General features: G+C 55.3%; 20 protein-coding genes and 1 riboswitch. Of the genes, 7 read left to right on the forward strand and 13 right to left on the reverse strand.

Annotation, left to right across the window (positions count from 1 at the left end; genetic code table 11):
• Positions 1-107: 107 nt before the first annotated feature.
• From LY264_RS16690 to LY264_RS16700, 3 genes are read left to right on the forward strand one after another with little or no spacing between them, the layout of a single operon-like run.
• Entirely contained in the window at positions 108-869 is a 762-nt protein-coding gene (locus LY264_RS16690; RefSeq protein ID WP_048226026.1) for an endonuclease/exonuclease/phosphatase family protein, read from the forward strand.
• Positions 866-2107 (forward strand): cardiolipin synthase ClsB, encoded by a 1242-nt coding sequence (gene clsB / locus LY264_RS16695; RefSeq protein WP_048226028.1) that lies wholly within the window; start codon positions 866-868, stop codon positions 2105-2107. The genes LY264_RS16690 and clsB overlap by 4 nt, the downstream gene beginning before the upstream one ends.
• Positions 2107-3069, forward strand: a complete 963-nt coding sequence (locus LY264_RS16700) for a lysylphosphatidylglycerol synthase domain-containing protein (RefSeq protein ID WP_048226030.1) — start codon at positions 2107-2109, stop codon at positions 3067-3069. The genes clsB and LY264_RS16700 overlap by 1 nt, the downstream gene beginning before the upstream one ends.
• Positions 3070-3110: 41 nt before the next feature.
• On the opposite strand, the gene LY264_RS16705 is transcribed toward LY264_RS16700, so the two are convergent.
• The 6 genes from LY264_RS16705 to moaA all read right to left on the reverse strand — a co-directional run bounded on the left by LY264_RS16705 (position 3111) and on the right by moaA (position 6558).
• Positions 3111-3815 carry a Bax inhibitor-1/YccA family protein gene (locus LY264_RS16705; RefSeq protein ID WP_003831536.1) on the reverse strand — a complete coding sequence of 235 codons (705 nt, stop codon included), beginning with the start codon at positions 3813-3815 and terminating at the stop codon, positions 3111-3113.
• A 41-nt stretch (positions 3816-3856) separates the two neighbouring features.
• On the reverse strand, positions 3857-4309 hold the full coding sequence (gene moaE / locus LY264_RS16710; RefSeq protein WP_008784190.1) for a molybdopterin synthase catalytic subunit MoaE: 453 nt from the start codon (positions 4307-4309) through the stop codon (positions 3857-3859).
• A 1-nt stretch (position 4310) separates the two neighbouring features.
• Entirely contained in the window at positions 4311-4556 is a 246-nt protein-coding gene (gene moaD / locus LY264_RS16715) for a molybdopterin synthase sulfur carrier subunit (RefSeq protein WP_048226032.1), read from the reverse strand.
• A complete protein-coding gene (moaC, locus tag LY264_RS16720) occupies positions 4549-5034 on the reverse strand; it encodes a cyclic pyranopterin monophosphate synthase MoaC (RefSeq protein WP_003035188.1) in 486 nt (161 codons plus the stop codon). Before moaC ends, moaD begins: the two co-directional genes overlap by 8 nt.
• A gap of 2 nt (positions 5035-5036) precedes the next feature.
• Entirely contained in the window at positions 5037-5549 is a 513-nt protein-coding gene (gene moaB / locus LY264_RS16725) for a molybdenum cofactor biosynthesis protein B (RefSeq protein WP_043015676.1), read from the reverse strand.
• A gap of 19 nt (positions 5550-5568) precedes the next feature.
• Positions 5569-6558: a GTP 3',8-cyclase MoaA gene (moaA, locus tag LY264_RS16730; protein WP_043015675.1), complete on the reverse strand. Its 990-nt coding sequence runs from the start codon at positions 6556-6558 to the stop codon at positions 5569-5571.
• Positions 6546-6691, reverse strand: a riboswitch (molybdenum cofactor riboswitch). It overlaps the preceding gene by 13 nt.
• 329 nt (positions 6692-7020) lie before the next feature.
• Between moaA and yvcK the strand changes: the two genes are divergently transcribed.
• On the forward strand, positions 7021-7929 hold the full coding sequence (gene yvcK, locus LY264_RS16735) for a uridine diphosphate-N-acetylglucosamine-binding protein YvcK (protein ID WP_003831525.1): 909 nt from the start codon (positions 7021-7023) through the stop codon (positions 7927-7929).
• Positions 7930-8086: 157 nt separating this feature from the next.
• Here yvcK and uvrB read toward each other — a convergent pair whose 3' ends face one another.
• Positions 8087-10108, reverse strand: a complete 2022-nt coding sequence (gene uvrB, locus LY264_RS16740) for an excinuclease ABC subunit UvrB (RefSeq protein WP_008784186.1) — start codon at positions 10106-10108, stop codon at positions 8087-8089.
• Between the two features lie 768 nt (positions 10109-10876).
• Here uvrB and LY264_RS16745 point away from each other — a divergent pair.
• Positions 10877-11599 (forward strand): ABC transporter ATP-binding protein, encoded by a 723-nt coding sequence (locus LY264_RS16745; RefSeq protein ID WP_048214632.1) that lies wholly within the window; start codon positions 10877-10879, stop codon positions 11597-11599.
• Here LY264_RS16745 and bioD read toward each other — a convergent pair.
• Genes bioD through bioB form a run of 4 tightly spaced genes read right to left on the reverse strand, consistent with a single transcriptional unit; the run spans position 11565 to position 15189 of the window.
• A complete protein-coding gene (gene bioD, locus LY264_RS16750) occupies positions 11565-12263 on the reverse strand; it encodes a dethiobiotin synthase (protein WP_048214633.1) in 699 nt (232 codons plus the stop codon). The two genes, LY264_RS16745 and bioD, sit on opposite strands and share 35 nt — an antisense overlap.
• Complete coding sequence (bioC, locus tag LY264_RS16755; RefSeq protein ID WP_048226034.1) at positions 12256-13011, reverse strand: malonyl-ACP O-methyltransferase BioC; 756 nt, start codon at positions 13009-13011, stop codon at positions 12256-12258. Before bioC ends, bioD begins: the two co-directional genes overlap by 8 nt.
• Positions 12995-14152 (reverse strand): 8-amino-7-oxononanoate synthase, encoded by a 1158-nt coding sequence (gene bioF / locus LY264_RS16760; RefSeq protein WP_048214635.1) that lies wholly within the window; start codon positions 14150-14152, stop codon positions 12995-12997. The genes bioC and bioF overlap by 17 nt, the downstream gene beginning before the upstream one ends.
• Positions 14149-15189 (reverse strand): biotin synthase BioB, encoded by a 1041-nt coding sequence (gene bioB / locus LY264_RS16765; RefSeq protein ID WP_048226036.1) that lies wholly within the window; start codon positions 15187-15189, stop codon positions 14149-14151. The genes bioF and bioB overlap by 4 nt, the downstream gene beginning before the upstream one ends.
• Positions 15190-15265: 76 nt before the next feature.
• Between bioB and bioA the strand changes: the two genes are divergently transcribed.
• Both bioA and LY264_RS16775 read left to right on the forward strand, forming a co-directional pair.
• Entirely contained in the window at positions 15266-16555 is a 1290-nt protein-coding gene (gene bioA, locus LY264_RS16770) for an adenosylmethionine--8-amino-7-oxononanoate transaminase (protein ID WP_048226038.1), read from the forward strand.
• Between the two features lie 57 nt (positions 16556-16612).
• On the forward strand, positions 16613-17089 hold the full coding sequence (locus tag LY264_RS16775) for a kinase inhibitor (protein ID WP_048214637.1): 477 nt from the start codon (positions 16613-16615) through the stop codon (positions 17087-17089).
• Between the two features lie 95 nt (positions 17090-17184).
• On the opposite strand, the gene hutH is transcribed toward LY264_RS16775, so the two are convergent.
• Positions 17185-18705 carry a histidine ammonia-lyase gene (hutH, locus tag LY264_RS16780; protein WP_048226039.1) on the reverse strand — a complete coding sequence of 507 codons (1521 nt, stop codon included), beginning with the start codon at positions 18703-18705 and terminating at the stop codon, positions 17185-17187.
• A gap of 1 nt (position 18706) precedes the next feature.
• Positions 18707-20392: a urocanate hydratase gene (hutU, locus tag LY264_RS16785; RefSeq protein WP_048226042.1), complete on the reverse strand. Its 1686-nt coding sequence runs from the start codon at positions 20390-20392 to the stop codon at positions 18707-18709.
• Positions 20393-20473 lie beyond the last annotated feature (81 nt).

Consider the following 20473-nt stretch of genomic DNA (forward strand, 5'->3'; position numbering starts at 1 on the left):
CTAATTGTTCAGAGTACCGGACTTTACGGAAAATTCCGCAACACCGCATCTTTTTGTGACGACGACTACACTATTTTAATCAGGAAAGTGACGCCAACGGGAGAATCATGGCCAGACAAACAGAACGGTTTTCATTCAATGTGCTCACCATTAATACTCATAAAGGGTTTACCGCCTTCAATCGGCGTTTTATTTTGCCTGAACTGCGAGAAGCCGTCAGAACGGTCGGTGCGGACATTGTGTGCCTACAAGAGGTAATGGGCGCACACGAGGTGCATCCACTGCATGTGGAAAACTGGCCGGACACCACGCACTACGAATTTCTGGCGGACACGATGTGGAGCGACTTCGCCTACGGGCGTAACGCCGTGTACCCGCAAGGACATCACGGTAATGCGGTGTTGTCGCGGTATCCCATTGAGCATTATGAAAACCGTGATGTGTCAGTCGGCGCGAGTGAAAAGCGCGGAGTCCTTTACTGCCGCATCGTACCGCCAATGCTCTCCCTCCCCATTCATGTGATGTGTGTGCATCTCGGCCTACGTGAAGCTCACCGCCAGGCCCAGCTCGCTATGCTAGCAGACTGGGTCAACGCCCTGCCCGACGCGGAACCCGTGGTCATCGCAGGAGATTTTAACGACTGGCGGCAAACGGCCAATCGCCCGTTGAAAGCCAAAGCTGGCCTTGACGAGATTTTTACCCGCGCCCACGGTCGCCCGGCGCGAACGTTTCCGGTGCAGTTTCCCCTGCTGCGCCTGGACAGGATCTATGTGAAAAACGCGAATGCCAGTACCCCAACGACGCTTGCGCTGCGTCACTGGCGACATTTGTCCGATCATGCCCCTCTGAGTGCGGAGATTCATTTATGAAATATGGCTGGCGTGAAGGCAATCAAATTCAACTGCTGGAAAACGGCGATCAATTCTACCCCGCCGTATTTGACGCCATTGAGCAGGCACAGCAAAAAATTATCCTTGAGACTTTTATCTGGTTTGAAGATGCGGTAGGAAAACAGCTGCATGCCGCGTTGCTCGAAGCCGCCCGACGAGGAATCAAAGCAGAGGTGCTGCTGGATGGCTACGGCTCGCCGGATCTGAGCGACAGTTTTGTTGAAGAGCTGACCGTAGCCGGTGTTGTTTTCCGCTACTACGATCCGCGTCCGCGTCTTTTTGGAATGCGCACCAATCTCTTTCGCCGTATGCATCGAAAAATAGTGGTCATTGATGACCGTGTTGCCTTTGTCGGCGGCATCAATTACTCCGCTGAACATATGTCGGATTACGGCCCGGAGGCTAAGCAAGATTACGCCGTGCGCGTTGAAGGTCCAGTCGTTGCTGACATTCTGAACTTTGTACTGGAAAACCTGCCCGGGCAAAGCGCCGTACGGCGCTGGTGGCGACGTCATCACCGGGCAATCGACAATCATCGCCCCGGCGAAGCGCAGGCGCTGTTTGTCTGGCGCGATAACGAAGAGCATCGCGATGATATTGAACGCCACTATCTTAAAATGCTGACCCAGGCCCGACGGGAAGTGATCATTGCCAATGCCTATTTCTTTCCCGGTTATCGCCTGCTGCATGCCCTGCGTAAAGCAGCACGACGCGGCGTTCGGGTAAAACTCATTGTGCAGGGTGAACCGGATATGCCGATTGTGAAAGTGGGTGCCCGCCTACTGTACAACTATCTGGTTAAAGGTGGCGTCCATGTCTACGAATACCGCCGTAAACCTCTGCATGGCAAAGTGGCGCTGATGGACGATCACTGGGCGACGGTGGGCTCCAGCAATCTTGATCCGCTGAGCCTGTCGCTGAATCTGGAAGCGAATCTGATTATTCATGACCGCACGTTTAACCAGACCCTGCGCGACAACCTGAACCCTATTATTGCGCAGGACTGCAAGCAGGTTGATGAATCCATGCTGCCAAAACGCACCTGGTGGAACCTGACTAAGAGCGTGCTGGCCTTCCACTTTTTACGCCACTTCCCGGCGCTGGTCGGCTGGCTTCCGGCGCATACCCCGCACCTGGCCGAGGTAGAGCCGCCCGCGCAGCCCGCTCTGGAAACTCAGGACCGCATACAAACTGAGGATGCAGGAGGGAAAACCTGATGGCAAAAAACCACCGACGCTGGCGGTCAGTGAAAAAGATCCTCACATGGTTATTTTTTATTGCGGTGATCGTGTTGCTGGTCGTTTATGCCAGCAAAGTCAACTGGCAGGAAGTGTGGACGGTAATTCGCGATTACAACCGGCTCGCCCTGCTCAGCGCCGTGGGGTTGGTGATCGTCAGTTATTTACTTTACGGCTGTTATGACCTGCTCGGGCGCTACTACTGTGGGCACAAGCTGGCAAAACGCCAGGTCATGCTGGTGTCGTTTATCTGTTACGCTTTCAACCTGACGTTAAGCACCTGGGTGGGCGGTATTGGGATGCGATATCGGCTCTACTCGCGTCTCGGGTTGCCGGGGGGCACAATAACGCGGATTTTTTCGCTGAGCATTACCACTAACTGGCTGGGCTATATTCTGCTGGGCGGTTTTATATTTACCTTCGGCGTCGTCGAACTGCCCGCTCACTGGTATATCGATGAAGGCACATTGCGCATTTTAGGCATAGCGCTGCTGCTGATTATTGTTGTTTATCTGTGGTTTTGCACCTTCGCTAAACATCGTCACATCACCATCAAGGGCCAAAAGCTGGTGCTCCCCTCTTGGAAATTTGCCCTCGCGCAGATGGCGATATCCGGGACTAACTGGATGGTTATGGGGGCGATTATCTGGTTGTTGCTGGGTCAGAATATTAACTATTTCTTCGTGCTGGGCGTGCTACTGGTGAGCAGTATTGCCGGCGTTATCGTGCATATTCCGGCGGGAATTGGCGTGCTGGAGGCGGTGTTTATGGCGCTGCTGGCAGGAGAGGACACGTCTCAGGGCACGATCATTGCCGCGCTGCTCGCGTATCGCGTGCTGTACTATTTTATTCCGCTATTGCTGGCGCTGGTGTGTTATTTGCTGCTGGAGAGTCGGGCGAAAAAGCTGCGGGTAAAAAACGAGAAGGCGATGGCGAAATGATTTTCCGGATGCGGCGTTAAACCGCATCCGGCAACAGAGAATTAACGACGATTGCCGAAAATACGCAGCAGCATCAGGAACAGGTTGATGAAGTCCAGATACAGCGTTAGGGCTCCAAGAATCGCGTATTTACGCAGATTGGAGCTGTCGCGCAGGTCGATCTGCTCACCGATATTTTTCAGCTTCTGCGTGTCATAGGCGGTCAAACCAACAAACACAATCACCCCGATATAGGTTACCGCCCACATCAGCGCTTCGCTCTTGAGCCAGAAGTTAACCAGCGAGGCCAGCACAATACCGATCAGCGCCATAAACAGCATATTGCCGAAGCCGCTCAAATCGCGTTTGGTGGTGTAGCCATACAGACTCATGATCCCGAACATCCCGCCGGTGACCACGAAGGTGCTGGCGATAGACGAGTAGGTATAAACGATAAAAATGCTTGATAGCGTCAAACCGGTTAATGCCGAATAGAGCATAAACAGCGTTGTCGCCATACCTGCGCTCAGCCTTTGCACCATGCCGGACAGGACAAACACCAGCGCCAGTTGAGCGATGATCAGGCCAAAGAAGGTGATTTTGCTGGAGAAGACAAACATCATCACCGCGGGCGTATTTGCCGCATACCAGGCGATAAACGCCGTCAGCAACAGTCCGCAGGTCATCCAGCCGTACACCTGCGCCATATACGTTTGCAGGCCGGAACGGGCCTGTACAATAGAATCGGATCGTGGGAATCGGTCCATGACAATCTCCTGAATCAGTATGAGCCTACAACAATTGTACTCTACCAGCGTTTTGCTGCTAGCTTATCGCTGTCGCGGGCATCAACCCAGCGCTCACCTTCCGGCGTAGCCTCGCGCTTCCAGAACGGCGCGCGGGTTTTCAGGTAATCCATAATGAACTGCCCGGCATCAAACGCGCTGCTGCGATGCGCGCTGGTTACGCCAACAAAAACGATTTCGTCACCCGGCCACAGTTCGCCAATGCGATGAATCACCGTCACCCGACCCAGCGGCCAGCGCGAACGCGCTTCGTCGACAATCTCCGCCAGCGCTTTTTCGGTCATTCCCGGATAGTGTTCCAGCGTTAACGCCTTAACGCTGTCACCGAGATTGTGATTGCGCACTTTACCGGTGAAAGTGACGACCGCGCCGTCTTCATCGCGCTCTGCCAGCCAGGGATACTCATCCCCGACGCTGAACGGCGCATGGCCAACAACAATTCGCGTTTCAGCCATTTTAGCCTCCGGTTACCGGCGGGAAGAAAGCGACTTCATCACCCGCGTTAAGAGGATGGTCAAAACTGACCAGCGTCTGATTCACCGCCGCCAGCAGCTTGCCGTCTTCCAGCGCCAGCGCCCAGCGATCGCTTTGCGCCGCCAGATGCTTGCGCAGCGCTTCTACCGTTGCAAACCCGGCGGCAACTTCTAACGCATCGGTGTTCACCAGTTCCCGTACCTGAGCAAAGAAAAGAACCTTAATCATGTGCATCCACCTTAAAATCACCCGATTTGCCGCCGCTTTTTGCCAGCAAACGCACCGGACCAATCACCATATCCTTTTGCACCGCTTTGCACATATCGTAGATGGTCAACGCCGCCACGGAGGCTGCTGTTAACGCTTCCATTTCAACGCCGGTTTTACCGGTCAGGCGACACAGCGTTTCAATGCGTACGCGGTTATGTTCCGGTTCAGCGTGCAGATTGACTTCAACCTTGCTCAGCATCAGCGGATGACACAACGGGATAAGATCCCAGGTGCGTTTGGCAGCCTGGATACCGGCAATACGCGCCGTGGCGAAAACGTCGCCCTTATGGTGGCTGCCGTCGATAATCATCGCCAGCGTTTCGCTACGCATGGTCACGAATGCTTCTGCACGCGCCTCGCGTACGGTTTCCGCCTTGGCGGAGACATCCACCATATGCGCTTCGCCAGCGGCGTTAATATGAGTCAGTTGCGACATACTTATTTCTTCAAATGTGGGTGGAAATTACACGGACGCGTACGGGCATCGAGCTGCGGCGCAATGATATTTTCCCAGGCGGTACGACACGCTTTCGTCGACCCTGGCATGGCGAAAATCAGCGTTTTATTGGCTACTCCGGCAATCGCCCGGGATTGCAGCGTCGCGGTGCCAATCTCTTCAAACGACAGCATACGGAATACTTCACCAAACCCTTCGACTTCTCTGTCGAACAGCGGTTGTAGCGCTTCCGGCGCCTGGTCCCCTTCGGTTAAACCAGTGCCACCGGTAATGAGCACCACCTGAACATCGTCACTGGCAATCCAGGCAGAAACCTGGGCACGGATGGCGTAGCGGTTCTCTTTGACAATCGCCTTGTCGACAATCTGATGACCCGCTTCTTGCGCCGAGTCACGCAGATAATGGCCGGAGGTATCATCCTCTTCGCCGCGACGGCTTGAAACGGTAAGAATAGCAATGCGTGTCGGGATAAATTCAGCGCTTACCTGACTCATGAAAAACTCCTTTTAGCGATCAGCCGCCAATGTAAGATAAGTTTTGCGTAATACCGGTATTGTTCTGATGCAGGAAATGGGTCTGCTTTTTCTCCAGCAGCGCGGCTGAAATGCGTTCTTCCAGCGCTGGCTGCTGAGCGTCGTTTTCCAGCAAATCTCGCAGGCTTACGCCGCCTTCACCGAATAAACACAGATGAAGCTTGCCGACAGATGAAACGCGCAGACGGTTGCAGGTGGCGCAGAAGTCTTTCTCATAAGGCATGATCAGACCAATTTCGCCGGCATAGTCAGGATGACAGAAAACCTGAGCCGGGCCGTCGCTGCGCTGTCGAATCTGGTGGATCCAGCCGCGACGCAGCAGCTCATCGCGCAGTACCTGGCCTGAAATATGGTGTTTACGGAAGAGAGAACTGCCCTCGCCCGTTTCCATCAGTTCAATAAAGCGCAGTTGGATAGGACGGGGCTGAACCCACGCCAGGAAGGTGTCCAGTTGATGATGATTCACGTCGCGCATCAGCACAGTGTTGACTTTCACTTTTTCAAAACCGGCTTCAAAGGCGGCGTCAATGCCCGCCATCACCTGCTGAAATTTATCCTGCCCGGTAATGGCGTGAAACTGGCGGGCATCGAGGCTGTCGACGCTGACGTTAAGCGCGGTCAGTCCGGCATCGCGCCAGGCAGCAGCATCGCGCGCCAGACGATAACCATTAGTGGTTACCGCAATCTGGCGGATGGCGTCGTTTTCGCGCACGGCGGCGATAATGTCAGTGAAGTCGCGACGCAGTGAAGGTTCGCCCCCCGTCAGACGCACTTTTTCCGTTCCCAGACTGGCGAACGCACGCGTGACACGGCGAATTTCATCAACGGTTAAAAAGCCGTTATTGGTGACACCGCCGGGCTTATAGCCATCCGGCAGGCAGTAGGTGCAACGAAAGTTACACACATCGGTAATCGACAAACGTAAGTAGTAAAACTTACGTGCGAAAGCATCGGTAAGTTGAGAGCCCATGTACACCTTTCCAAATACGGGAGACGTAGTCATTTCTTCCTGCGCCCTGGTGACAAACTTTTTCAAGTCTTGTCACGGCCAAAGCACCGTATCATTTGACCCAGGTGCAGAGGCTAGAGTGTTTATACTCATCATACTTCGAGTTGCAGATGCGTTGGCTTCCGACAACTCAAATTATTAAGAGTACTTTGTGGTTATGCCGATACTAGCGTGTAAATGGCGCTTTTGCCATGCACACTTTCGCTGTATAAATATGTACATAGCGACATGATCGTGCAATTTCGCTACAGAATAAGCAAAAATCACAGTTTTGCATTGATATACATCATCTTGCCATCAGGTGGGTGTCGTCAGAAAGGAGTAGATCGCAGAAAAAAATTACGGCAGATGCCGACTGGATAATTGCTGAAAACACGCTATTTACGTTACTGTAGCGCCGATCAATTGATATCAGGAAAATATATGCGCACTCGCACGCTGGCAGATCTGGACCGCGTTGTCGCTCTCGGCGGAGGGCATGGATTAGGACGCGTTCTCTCCTCTCTTTCCCCATTAGGTTCCCGCCTGACGGGTATCGTCACCACCACCGATAACGGCGGGTCGACAGGTCGTATTCGTCGCTCTGAAGGAGGGATTGCCTGGGGAGACATGCGTAACTGTCTGAACCAGTTAATTACCCAACCCAGCGTTGCATCCGCTATGTTTGAGTATCGTTTTGGCGGTAATGGCGAACTTTCCGGGCATAACCTCGGAAATCTAATGTTAAAGGCGCTCGATCATCTCAGCGTGCGGCCTCTGGAAGCTATCAATTTAATTCGTAGCCTGCTGAAAGTTGACGCACATTTAATTCCGATGTCGGAGCTGCCGGTGGATCTGATGGCCATTGATGACCAGGGACACGAAGTTTATGGCGAAGTGAATATCGATCAGCTCACCGTCCCACCTCAGGAACTGATGCTTTCGCCAAAAGTCCCGACTACACGGGAGGCCGTTGAGGCTATTGCTGAAGCGGATTTAATTTTGATAGGCCCCGGCAGTTTTTACACCAGCCTGATGCCGATTCTTTTACTCGATGAAATGTCACAGGCATTACGTCGCACACCGGCTCCGATGGTCTACATAGGCAATCTTGGGCGCGAATTAAGCCTGCCAGCAGCCAGCCTGACGCTTAGCGATAAGCTGGCCATTATTGAACAGTACGTCGGGAAGAAAGTGATTGATGCGGTGGTTGTGGGGCCGAAAGTGGATGCTTCCGCCGTTACCGACCGCGTTGTGATCCAGGAAGTGCTGGAAGCCAGCGATATTCCCTACCGCCATGACCGCCAGCTATTGCATAGTGCGCTGGAGAAAGCAGTGCAGGCGCTGGGCTGAACGGATTTGCCTGATACGCTTCGCTTATCAGGCCTACAAAAACGCTCGGCTCCGCCATCCGGCATCAAACAACGCCTGATGCGCTGCGCTTATCAGGCCTACAAAGGCGATCTACCCCGTAGGTCGGATAAGGGTTTACCCCGCATCCGACACCGCCTTACGATGCCGCAATAAACAACTCGCGCAGCTGATGCAACTGGTCACGGATTGTCGCGGCCTCTTCAAATTCGAGATTCTGCGCGTGTTGCATCATCTGCCCTTCCAGCTCGTGAATCTTCTGCTGCAGCGCTTTTGGCGTCATATCCAGTTCGACAACCTCAGACTTCGCGCCTGCGCGTGACTTCCCTTTGCCTTTCGCTTTGGTCTTCGCAATATTCTGACCCAGCGCCAGAATATCGACCACTTTCTTGTTCAGCCCCTGCGGCGTAATACCGTGTTCTTCGTTATAGAGCTGCTGTTTCTCACGACGACGTTCGGTTTCACCAATCGCTTTAGCCATAGAGGCGGTAATTTTATCACCGTAAAGAATCGCCTTACCGTTGATGTTACGCGCCGCACGACCGATGGTCTGAATAAGTGACCGTTCAGAACGCAGGAACCCTTCTTTGTCTGCGTCCAGAATCGCCACCAGGGAGACCTCAGGCATGTCCAGACCTTCACGTAACAGGTTGATACCCACCAGCACGTCAAACTCGCCCAGACGCAGGTCACGAATGATTTCCATACGTTCCACGGTATCGATGTCAGAGTGCAGATAACGCACCCGTTCGCCGTGTTCTTCTAGGTATTCTGTGAGGTCTTCCGCCATCCGTTTGGTCAGCGTGGTGACCAGCACACGTTCGTTAATCGCCGCACGGGTGCGGATCTCAGATAGCAGATCGTCAACCTGAGTCGCCACCGGGCGCACCTCAATGACCGGATCCAGCAGGCCGGTCGGTCTTACGACCTGATCGACCACATCATCACCGGATTTCTCCAGCTCATAGTTGCCCGGCGTCGCCGAAACATAGATAGTTTGCGGAGCCAGCGCCTCGAACTCTTCAAATTTAAGCGGACGGTTATCCAGCGCCGACGGCAGACGGAATCCGTATTCGACCAGGGTTTCTTTACGCGCCCGGTCACCGCGATACATGCCGCCAATTTGCGGGATAGTCACGTGAGATTCATCCACCACTAGCAGGCCATCGGCAGGCAGGTAATCAAACAGCGTCGGCGGCGGCTCGCCCGGACCACGCCCGGACAGATAGCGGGAATAGTTTTCAATCCCCGAGCAGTAACCCAGCTCGTTCATCATTTCCAGATCGAACTGGGTACGCTGACTTAAGCGCTGTTCTTCCAGCAGTTTGTTATTTGCCAACAGGACTTTTCGCCGCTCTGCCAGCTCAACCTTAATTTCTTCCATCGCCTGAACAATACGTTCGCGCGGCGTCACGTAGTGCGTTTTAGGATAGATGGTAAAGCGCGAAATAGTGGATTCGACCTGTCCGGTAAGTGGGTCAAACAGCGACAAACGTTCGACCTCTTCATCAAACAGTTCCACGCGCAACGCGATGTCGTCAGATTCCGCTGGGAATATGTCGATCACTTCACCGCGCACGCGGAAGGTCCCGCGCTGGAATGCCTGATCGTTGCGAGTATACTGCAGCTCCGCCAGACGACGCAGGATCGCGCGCTGGTCGATAATCATCCCCACCGTCAGATGCAGCATCATTTTCAGGTACAGATCCGGGTCACCCAGACCATAAATCGCGGAAACCGACGCTACGACGACGACATCCCGTCGCTCAAGCAACGCTTTGGTTGCTGACAGACGCATCTGCTCAATGTGTTCGTTAACCGAAGCATCCTTCTCGATGAAGGTGTCAGAACTTGGCACGTAGGCTTCCGGCTGATAATAGTCGTAGTAGGAGACGAAATACTCCACCGCGTTATCCGGGAAGAACTCTTTCATCTCACCGTACAACTGCGCGGCAAGCGTCTTATTGGGGGCCAGCACCATGGTAGGGCGCTGTAGGTCTGCAATCACGTTCGCGATGGTGAATGTTTTCCCCGACCCCGTCACCCCCAGCAACGTCTGATGCGCCAGACCATCCTCCAGACCTTCTTCCAGGCGACGTATCGCCTCAGGCTGATCGCCAGAGGGTTTAAAAGCGGAATTTAGTTTGAACGGTTTACTCATGAGCAGCTACCTGAAGCAATGGGCGGGCAGGTGTGTAATTTTACTCGCAGCAGTATATTTTGCCAGTAAAATATACTGGATGAAAAAACAGTAACGCGCCAGAATATTTCTGTTACGCCAGCAAAATGGCCGTGACTACAGGCTAAAATTTGTCCGCAGGCAAGATAAAACACCAGCAAAAATGTGTTATCCCCAAACCAATGACTTTTTTAACATTTGTCAAGCTACCCGATGAAAGTTTTGTGGCAACACATGACACTTCTGCGACAGCCATTGCATTTATCTAACACACTGTAATTTAATGATTATTATCTCAAGCCGTCTTTCGCATCAATTTAGTCGCAGGCCGCGTCTTCTCTCGCTTACCTTGTGTTTTCTAACTCTAATACACAAGGTTATCCACAGGAATAGTGGATAACTGCCTCCAGCCCGTACGGACTGTAGCCTGGCAAAAACGTCCTGATGATCTTTTCTGGTGGGATAAAAAAAAATTATCGCTATTTTTTGATATTTATCAGCTAACGAAGCGACCTGGGATAGCCGAGATCTTGCTCGCATTTTCATCATTTTCCTGCCTGCACCATCACAACGCCACCAGGCACTGACAATGTGCACACTGCGGCTCTCATCCACAACAAGCCGGATACCGCAACCCGCTCAATACGCTATTCTGCTGTATTTTCCCCTAATTCCGCTTCTGGCAAGAGATTTGCAGTTTTCTCCCGACCATCAGCCCGCGAGGCGGATATCATCATGAGGGAGAAATCTATGTTGAGTCTTCGTGCAGTGAATCACTATTACGGTAATCAACACTCGCTTTGGGATGTCGATCTCGACCTGTTGCCCGGCAAATGTACCGCCGTGCTGGGTCTTCCAGGGATGGGAAAAACCACGCTGGCCAATTGCATCACAGGCAATTTACCGATTGAGAGCGGAACCATGTTCTGGCATCAGGCTGGCGCACCACCTTGCGATCTGCTTCAGATTCCGGCGGCAAAGCGCATTGCGCTGGGTATTAACTGTGTATCGCAGGAACGGCGAATTTTTTCGCAGCTGACGGTAGAGGAAAATCTGCACATTGCGCGCCAGGCGGTTGAGGAAAGCGAAGCGATGAACAGCAGCGATATTTACCGCCTGTTTCCACAGCTGTTTGTACTGCGTCAGGCCAAAGGGGTGGCATTGTCGGAGGAAAATCAGCACCAGCTTGCACTCGCCAGTGCACTGGTCACTCGCCCGCGCCTGCTGATCCTCGATGAGCCGACGCGAGGAAGTGGCCAGGCGTATATCCACAAACTGGGGAATCTGATTGTGAGGCTAAGCCAGGAGCTTGGCATCGCCATTATGCTCGCGGAGCAGAGCCTGCCATTCATTCGTCGGGTCGCCGACTGCTATTGCTTGTTACATCGTGGACGCAACGTGGCTCAAGGGCAAATAACACAATTCAGCGACCCGCTAATCAACGACTGGTGGATGCCAGAGACAAAACGCTAAGATCGATATAACGACCAGTCGATGCTCGTTCCGGCTCTTCTGCCAGCCAGGGAATTTCCCCCAGTAGCGGAGCCGCAAGCGCACGCTTTAGCGTCGCCATATATTCAGCATGACGCTTGCCAGGTGGCATCACATCATTGGCAATCCATCCGGCGAGCGTCAGCCCGGCCTGCTGCACTGCCTGGGCGGTCAAAATGGCATGATTGATACAACCGAGCTTAACGCCAACCACCAGAATCACCGGCAGTTGTTCCGCTTTTACCCAGTCAGAAAAACTCAGCGTTGGCGACAGTGGCGTAAACCATCCGCCTGCGCCTTCCACCAATACCCAGTCAGCCTGTTCTTCAAGCAAGCGTAAACCCGCAGACATCACTGAGGCCTGAATGGGGCGCCCTTCGTCAGCACTGATGATATGCGGTGAGGTAGGTTCGGCGAAGGTATACGGATTGATGGCCGCATAATCCACTGCCACAACGCTGTTGCGCTGTAGAGCCAGCGCATCGCTGTTTCGCAGACCTTCAGCCGTCATTTCACTGCCTGACGCCACCGGCTTATAGCCGACCGTTCGCAACCCCAGCTGTCCCGCCGCCTGAAGCAACGCACAGCTGGCGATAGTTTTACCTACTTCGGTGTCCGTCCCGGTGACAAAATATGTGTTAGTCACGTTGAATTACTCCCAAAAAAAGATGATAGGTCAGCGGATATTTACCCTGCTGACAGGGCCAGGCGAGCTGTAACTGGCGCAACTGCGAGCGGGTCAACACACGCTGCTCGCGTCCATCATGCAAATGCGTCGCGCCAATGCCCTTCAGCGAGCGCATGGCGCTCAGCGCATCGTCAAACCACAGCGTGACGGCATGAGACTGGTATTCAACGTCCCAGCCGCACAGAGCGTTTTCCAGTTGCTCCACGGGCAAAAAACGGTTGGCATGCTCCCGGTCATCAACTGCTCGCCACGCCTGACGAAGTTCCGGCATCGACCCTTGCGCCAGCGTACTAAACGCCACCGCCCCGCCAGGACGCACCACCCGGTATAGCTCGCGTAACGCGCCGCGCAGGTCGTTGCACCACTGCACGGCCAGATTGCTCCAGGCCAGGTCGAAAGTGGCAGCGGCCTGCGGAATGGCTTCGATATCCGCCAGCAGATAGTGATGGGCGACATCGTGACGCTGCGCTTGCGTAAGCATTTGCGCCGACAGATCCAGAGCACAGACCTCGCTCCCCTGCTCCCGCCAGTAGCGACTCATACGCCCAGGCCCACAGCCCGCGTCCAAAACCCGTGAGAACGCCCGGCCATCGAGTTGTGCCAGTAACGCATCGGCGCTCTGACGCTGAAGCTCCGCATGTTGCTCATAGTGCGTGGCCGCGCGACCAAACGCAGCGGCAATCGCCTGCTTATTGACCTGCGCCATGCAGCACCTCCAGTAAGTTGTCGATATCCTGGACTTCATGCGCCTGGGTCAGCGTAATCCGCAGCCTGGCCGTCCCAACCGGCACCGTCGGTGGACGAATCGCCGTCACCCAGCATCCCTGTTGCCGTAACGTCTGTGCCAGTTGCAAGGCTTTATGATTGTCGCCAACGATCAGCGGTTGAATCGCGCTGTCTGAATGCGCCAGCGTCAAATCCGTAGTATTCACCCCTGCGCGAAAACGCTGGATAAGCATCGCCAGCTTTTCTCTGCGCTCATCGCCTTCGCGGCTGCGGATCACCGCCAGCGCGGCGCGCAAGGCCTGAGCCTGGGCTGGCGGCATGCTGGTGCTGTAGATCAGATGACGGGCAAACTGCAGCAGATAATCGGCCACGCTATCAGAACACAGGATCGCCGCACCGCTGACGCCGAACCCTTTGCCAAACGTCACCACCAACAGCTCAGGTTTCACCTGCTGTCGAGAGCACGAACCACGCCCTTCCTCACCGCTTACGCCAATCCCATGCGCATCATCCACCAGCAGCCACGCGCCCTGCCGTTTCGCCACCGCGTGGATTTCTGCCAGCGGCGCGCTGTCGCCATCCATGCTGAACACGCCTTCGGTGACCACCAGCTGCTGCCCCGGACAGGGGGCTGTCAGCAGACGATCCAGATGTTGCGAGTCGTTATGGGTAAAGCGACGTAACACGGCAGGGCTAAGACTGGCAGCCTCCAGCAGCGAGGCATGGCTGAGCCTGTCGGCAACAATCTTGTCATCTTTTCCCATCAGTGCGGCAATGACCGCCTGATTGGCGGCAAAACCAGAGATGAACAACAGCGCCCGGGAATAGCCGAGCCACTGCGCCAGCTCTTCTTCCAGCGCCTGATGAGCAACGGAATAACCGCTGACATGGCCCGAGCCGCCGCTGCCGACGCCAAAACGCTCAGCGCCCTGCTGCCACGCGCAGATAATCTGCGGATGGTGGCTTAAGCCGAGGTAGTCGTTGCTGGAGAAATTCAGATACTGGCGACAGTCGGCCTGCAGCCAGCGACCGGCACCCTGCGTCACCGCATAGCGCTGACGCAACGCATCAGCACTACGACGCGCTGTTAGTGCATCGTCAATTTTTTGCTGCCAGGTCATACGGTTGCCGCGTTGTAGTAATCGTCGGTATCCGGGGTACGCAGCGCCTGCTCCAGACGTTGTTGCTGTTCGTTATCGCCCGCCAGTACCGCAGTTTGCTGCGGGTTAAGACCCAGCTTGCGAAATAACAGCAAATCTTTATCTTCGTTCGGGTTCGGGGTGGTCAGCAGTTTGCAGCCGTAGAAAATCGAGTTGGCCCCGGCCATAAAGCACATCGCCTGGGTTTGTTCGTTCATCTGCTCGCGCCCGGCAGAAAGACGCACGTATGAGGTCGGCATCATGATACGCGCCACGGCGATAGTACGAATAAAATCAAAAGCATCTACGTCGTCGTTATCGGCAAGCGGCGTGCCCTTCACTTTCACCAGCATGTTGATCGGCACACTTTCCGGCGGCGTCGGCAGATTCGCTAATTGCAGCAGCAGACCCGCGCGGTCGGTCACCGTTTCACCCAGCCCAACAATCCCGCCGGAGCAAACTTTAATGCCCGCCTCGCGCACTTTATCCAGCGTATCCAGGCGCTCCTGGTACGAGCGGGTGGTAATGATATTGCCGTAAAATTCCGGCGAGGTGTCGAGGTTGTGGTTATAGTAGTCCAGACCCGCATTGGCCAGGCGCTGGGCCTGAGATTCGTCCAGCGTGCCCAGCGTCATACAGGCTTCCAGCCCCAGTTCTTTCACGCCCTGCACCATTTGTTCCAGGTACGGCATATCGCGCTCATGCGGGTTCTTCCACGCCGCGCCCATGCAAAACCGCGTTGAGCCGGCCTGCTTCGCCTTGCGTGCCGAGTCCAGTACCTGTTCAACCTCCATCAACCGTTCTGTTTCCAGACCGGTTTTATAGCGGGAGCTTTGCGGGCAGTATTTGCAATCTTCCGGGCAAGCACCGGTCTTAATCGACAGCAGCGTACTGACCTGAACCTGCTGCGGATCGAAATGCTGACGATGAACCTGCTGCGCTTCAAACAGCAGATCCAGCAGCGGTTTTTCAAATAATTCGGTGACTTGCGACATTTTCCAGCGAGAAGAGTGAGCCATATTGGTATACGTTTCGTTGTTAGTTTGGTGTAGACTCGTAAACCTAAATCTTTTTAATTTGGTTTACAAGTCGATTATGACAACGGACGATCTTGCGTTTGACCAACGCCATATCTGGCACCCATACACCTCCATGACCTCCCCGTTGCCGGTTTATCCGGTGGCGCGCGCCGAAGGTTGCGAACTGATTTTAGCCAGCGGTGAGAAGCTGATTGACGGCATGTCATCCTGGTGGGCGGCAATCCACGGTTACAATCACCCGCAGTTGAACGCCGCGATGAAAACGCAGATTGATGCCATGTCGCATGTGATGTTTGGCGGCATTACCCACGCCCCGGCCATTGCGCTGTGCCGCCAGTTGGTAGCGATGACCCCAGAGGCGCTGGAGTGCGTTTTTCTCGCGGATTCAGGATCGGTCGCCGTAGAAGTCGCGATGAAAATGGCGCTGCAATACTGGCAGGCTAAAGGCGAATCCCGCCAGCGTTTCCTGACATTTCGTAACGGTTATCACGGTGATACCTTCGGCGCGATGTCGGTCTGCGATCCCGACAACTCAATGCACAGTCTGTGGAAAGGGTATCTGCCGGATAACCTGTTTGCGCCTGCCCCACAAAGCCGCATGGGCGGCGAGTGGGACGAACTGGATATGGTGCCTTTTGCCCGTCTGATGGCCGCACACCGCCACGAAATTGCGGCGGTGATCCTTGAGCCAATCGTACAGGGCGCTGGCGGTATGCGCATGTATCATCCCGAATGGTTAAAACGCATCCGTAAGATGTGCGACCGTGAAGGGATCCTGCTGATTGCCGATGAAATCGCCACCGGATTTGGTCGTACAGGCAAGCTGTTTGCCTGCGAGCATGCCGACATCACTCCGGACATTTTATGCCTGGGCAAAGCGTTAACCGGCGGGACAATGACCCTTTCAGCAACCCTGACCACACGTCAGGTCGCAGAAACCATCAGCAACGGTGAAGCCGGATGCTTCATGCACGGCCCAACCTTTATGGGCAATCCGTTGGCCTGCGCCGTCGCCTCCGCCAGCCTGTCGTTACTCGAAACCGGCGAGTGGCGCGCGCAGGTAGCGGCCATTGAAGCGCAGTTGCGGGCAGAACTCGCCCCGGCGGCGGACTCCAGTTGGGTCGCGGACGTACGCGTGCTCGGCGCCATCGGCGTCATCGAAACCACGCATCCGGTGAATATGGCAGCGTTACAGAAGTTCTTTGTCGAACAGGGCGTGTGGATAAGACCGTTTGGCAAGCTCATCTACCTGATGCCGCCGTACATCATCCAGCCCGATCAGTTGCGTCGCCTGACGCAGGCCGTGAACGAGGCTGTGCGCAATGCAACATTTTTTAGCGATTAATCAGCGGTAAGCTCTACGGTTTCTGGCTACACTTTTTGGCTAACGAGAGGAGTCAGCATGAAACTAATCAGTAACGATCTGCGCGATGGCGATAAGCTTGGGCATCGCCACGTCTTTAACGGCATGGGGTATGACGGGGATAATATTTCCCCCCACCTGGCGTGGGATGACGTACCCGCAGGAACCAAAAGCTTTGTCGTGACCTGCTTTGATCCTGATGCGCCAACCGGCTCCGGCTGGTGGCATTGGGTGGTGGTAAATCTGCCGGCTGATACCCGCGTACTCCCGCAAGGATTCGGCTCCGGGCTGGTTGCACAACCGGATGGGGTGATTCAGACCCGTACAGATTTTGGTAAAGCTGGTTATGGTGGCGCTGCGCCGCCGAAGGGGGAAACCCACCGCTATATCTTTACGGTTCACGCCCTGGATGTGGAGCGTATTGATGTCGATGAAGGTGCCAGCGGCGCGATGGTTGGATTTAACGTCCATTTCCACTCGCTCGCCAGCGCCTCGATTACGGCGATGTTTAGCTAAGCTGTGTTGTGCCGGATGTCGGTTTCGCCTCATCCGGCCTACAAAGCAGACCGTAGGCCTGATAAGACGCGTCAGCGTCGACATCAGGCAATTTTCTACAGAAATTCAGGCAGCAATTGCAGCAGCGTTCCTTGCGCTAACAGCTCGGTCGCGCACTCAATATCCGGGGCAAAAAAGCGATCCTGCGTGTAGTGGGCAACCTGCTCGCGCAGCGCCTGTCGCGCCTGCTCCAGCAACGGACTGGAGGTTAACCCTTCACGAAGGTCAATCCCCTGACACGCCGCCAGCCACTCCACGGCAATCACGCCGCGCGTATTTGCTGCCATCTCCCACAGTCTGCGCCCCGCCGCCGGAGCCATAGAAACATGATCTTCCTGGTTAGCAGATGTCGGCAAGCTGTCCACGCTGTGCGGATGCGCCAGCGCTTTGTTCTCGCTCGCCAGTGCGGCGGCAGTTACCTGAGCAATCATAAAGCCGGAGTTAACCCCGCCATTTTTCACCAGGAACGGCGGCAACTGCGACATATGTTTGTCCATCATCAGCGCAATGCGCCGCTCTGACAACGAGCCGATTTCCGCAATCGCCAGCGCCAGATTATCTGCCGCCATCGCCACCGGTTCAGCATGGAAATTCCCACCGGAGATCACATCGCCCTCTTCGGCAAACACCAGCGGGTTGTCGGAAACCGCGTTGGCTTCAACCAGCAGGACATCCATCACCTGGCGCATTTGTGTCAGACATGCCCCCATCACCTGTGGCTGACAGCGCAGAGAATACGGATCCTGCACTTTTTCACAGTTATGATGCGACTGCGAAAGCGCGCTGGAGTCGGTCAACACATGACGGTACAGCGTTGCGGCATCAATCTGCCCACGCTGCCCTCGCGCGGCATGAATACGGGCGTCAAACGGACGACGGGAGCCCAGCACGGCTTCTGTGGTCAGCGCCCCGCACACCGTCGCAGACGCAAACAGTTCCTGAGCTTCAATTAACCCGCGCAGTGCAAAGGCGGTGGAAGCCTGAGTGCCGTTGAGCAGCGCCAGTCCCTCTTTCGCCTCCAGCGTGATCGGCTCCAGTCCGGCCTTTTTCAGCGCGTCGGTAGCCGGGAGCCATTCCCCCTGCCAGCGCGCTTTACCTTCGCCCAGTAGCGTCAACGACATATGTGCCAGCGGCGCCAGGTCGCCCGATGCGCCCACCGACCCTTTCGCCGGGATCAGTGGATACACCTCGGCATTCACCAGCGCAATCAGCGCTTCAATCACGCTCAAACGAATGCCGGAAAAACCACGCGCCAGGCTGTTGATTTTCAGCACCATAATCAGGCGAACCATTGCGTCATCCAGCGCCTCGCCAACGCCTGCCGCATGCGAAAGCACCAGCGAACGCTGTAAATTCTGCAAATCTTCCGTGGCGATACGGGTCTGAGCCAACAGGCCAAAGCCGGTATTAATGCCATACGCCGTACGGCCTTCAGCGACAATATTATTGACGCAGGCGACGCTGGCGTTGATTGCATCAATCGCCCCGGCATCCAGGTTCAGTTTGACCGGCTGCTGCCAGATTTCACGTAGCTGGGTAAAACTCAGTTGGCCCGGCGTGAGTGTCATGGTGTTCATATCAGCGTTTCTCCTGCGTCGCAGCAATCATTGGCAAATTCAGCCCTTCTTCAACGGCGCACTCCACCGCAATGTCATACCCGGCGTCGGCGTGGCGCATCACCCCGGTAGCCGGATCGTTATGTAAGACTCGGGCGATGCGCGCCGCGGCTTCATCGGTGCCATCGCAAACAATCACCATCCCGGCATGCTGAGAGAAGCCCATGCCAACCCCGCCGCCGTGATGCAGCGACACCCAGGTCGCTCCGCTGGCGGTGTTAAGCAGCGCGTTCAGCAGCGGCCAGTCGGATACGGCGTCTGAACCGTCGCGCATAGCTTCTGTTTCGCGGTTTGGGCTGGCAACAGAACCGGAGTCCAGATGGTCACGGCCAATAACAATCGGCGCAGATACTTCACCGCTGCGCACCATCTCATTAAACGCCAGCCCCAGCTTTTGTCGCCACTCCAGGCCGACCCAGCAGATACGCGCTGGTAAGCCCTGGAAGTTGATCCGCTCACGCGCCATATCCAACCAGTGATGAAGGTGCTTATCATCAGCCACGATCTCTTTCACTTTGGCATCTGTCTTATAAATATCCTGCGGATCGCCCGACAGTGCCACCCAACGGAACGGGCCTATACCGCGACAGAACAGGGGGCGAATATAAGCAGGTACGAAGCCGGGGAAATCAAAGGCGTTTTCCACGCCCATCTCTTTGGCCATCTGGCGAATGTTGTTGCCGTAATCAAACGTCGGCACGCCCATTTTGCTAAACGCCAGCATCGCCTCAACGTGCGTTGCCATTGAACGTTTCGCCGCCTGCACCGTGCCCTGCGGATCGGACACCGCTTTTTCCTGATACTCTTCCCAACTCCATCCGCACGGCAGATAACCATGCAGCGGATCGTGGGCGCTGGTCTGGTCGGTGACCATATCCGGGCGCACACCGCGCTTCACCAGTTCCGGCACAACGTCGGCGGCATTAGCACACAGCGCAATGGAGACAGCTTTACCCTCGCGGGTGTATTTGTCGATACGCGCCAGCGCATCGTCAAGCGATGTCGCCTGCTCGTCGACGTAACGGGTACGCAGACGGAAATCAATTCGGCTTTGCTGGCATTCAATGTTCAGCGAACACGCACCCGCAAGTGTAGCGGCTAGCGGTTGTGCTCCGCCCATGCCGCCCAGCCCGGCGGTCAGCACCCAGCGTCCGCTGAGGTTACCCTGATAATGCTGACGCCCGGCCTCAACGAAGGTTTCATAAGTCCCCTGCACGATGCCCTGGCTGCCGATGTAGATCCAGCTCCCGGCGGTCATCTGGCCGTACATCGCCAGCCCTTTGGCGTCCAGTTCGTTGAAGTGTTCCCAGGTAGCCCAATGTGGCACCAGATTGGAGTTGGCAATCAGCACGCGCGGTGCGTTGTCGTGAGTTTTGAATACGCCTACCGGTTTTCCGGACTGGACCAGCAGAGTTTCATCGGTCTCCAGTTTGGTCAGCGCGTTGACGATGGCGTCATAACATTCCCAGTCCCGCGCGGCGCGGCCAATCCCACCGTATACCACCAGCCCATGCGGATTTTCCGCCACATCGGGATCCAGATTATTCATTAACATGCGCAGCGGCGCTTCGGTCAGCCAGCTTTTGGCCGTTAAGGTGGTGCCGCGTGGGGCACGAATATCCTGCTGACGATATTTGCTATGGGACATGACAGAAAACTCCTCGCGAACGTCGGATAGATAAGAAACATATACTTGTCTATACAAGTCATCGCAAGGGTGATTTTAACA

The organism is Citrobacter portucalensis (assembly GCF_023374935.1).
Taxonomy (GTDB): Bacteria; Pseudomonadota; Gammaproteobacteria; order Enterobacterales; family Enterobacteriaceae; genus Citrobacter; species Citrobacter portucalensis.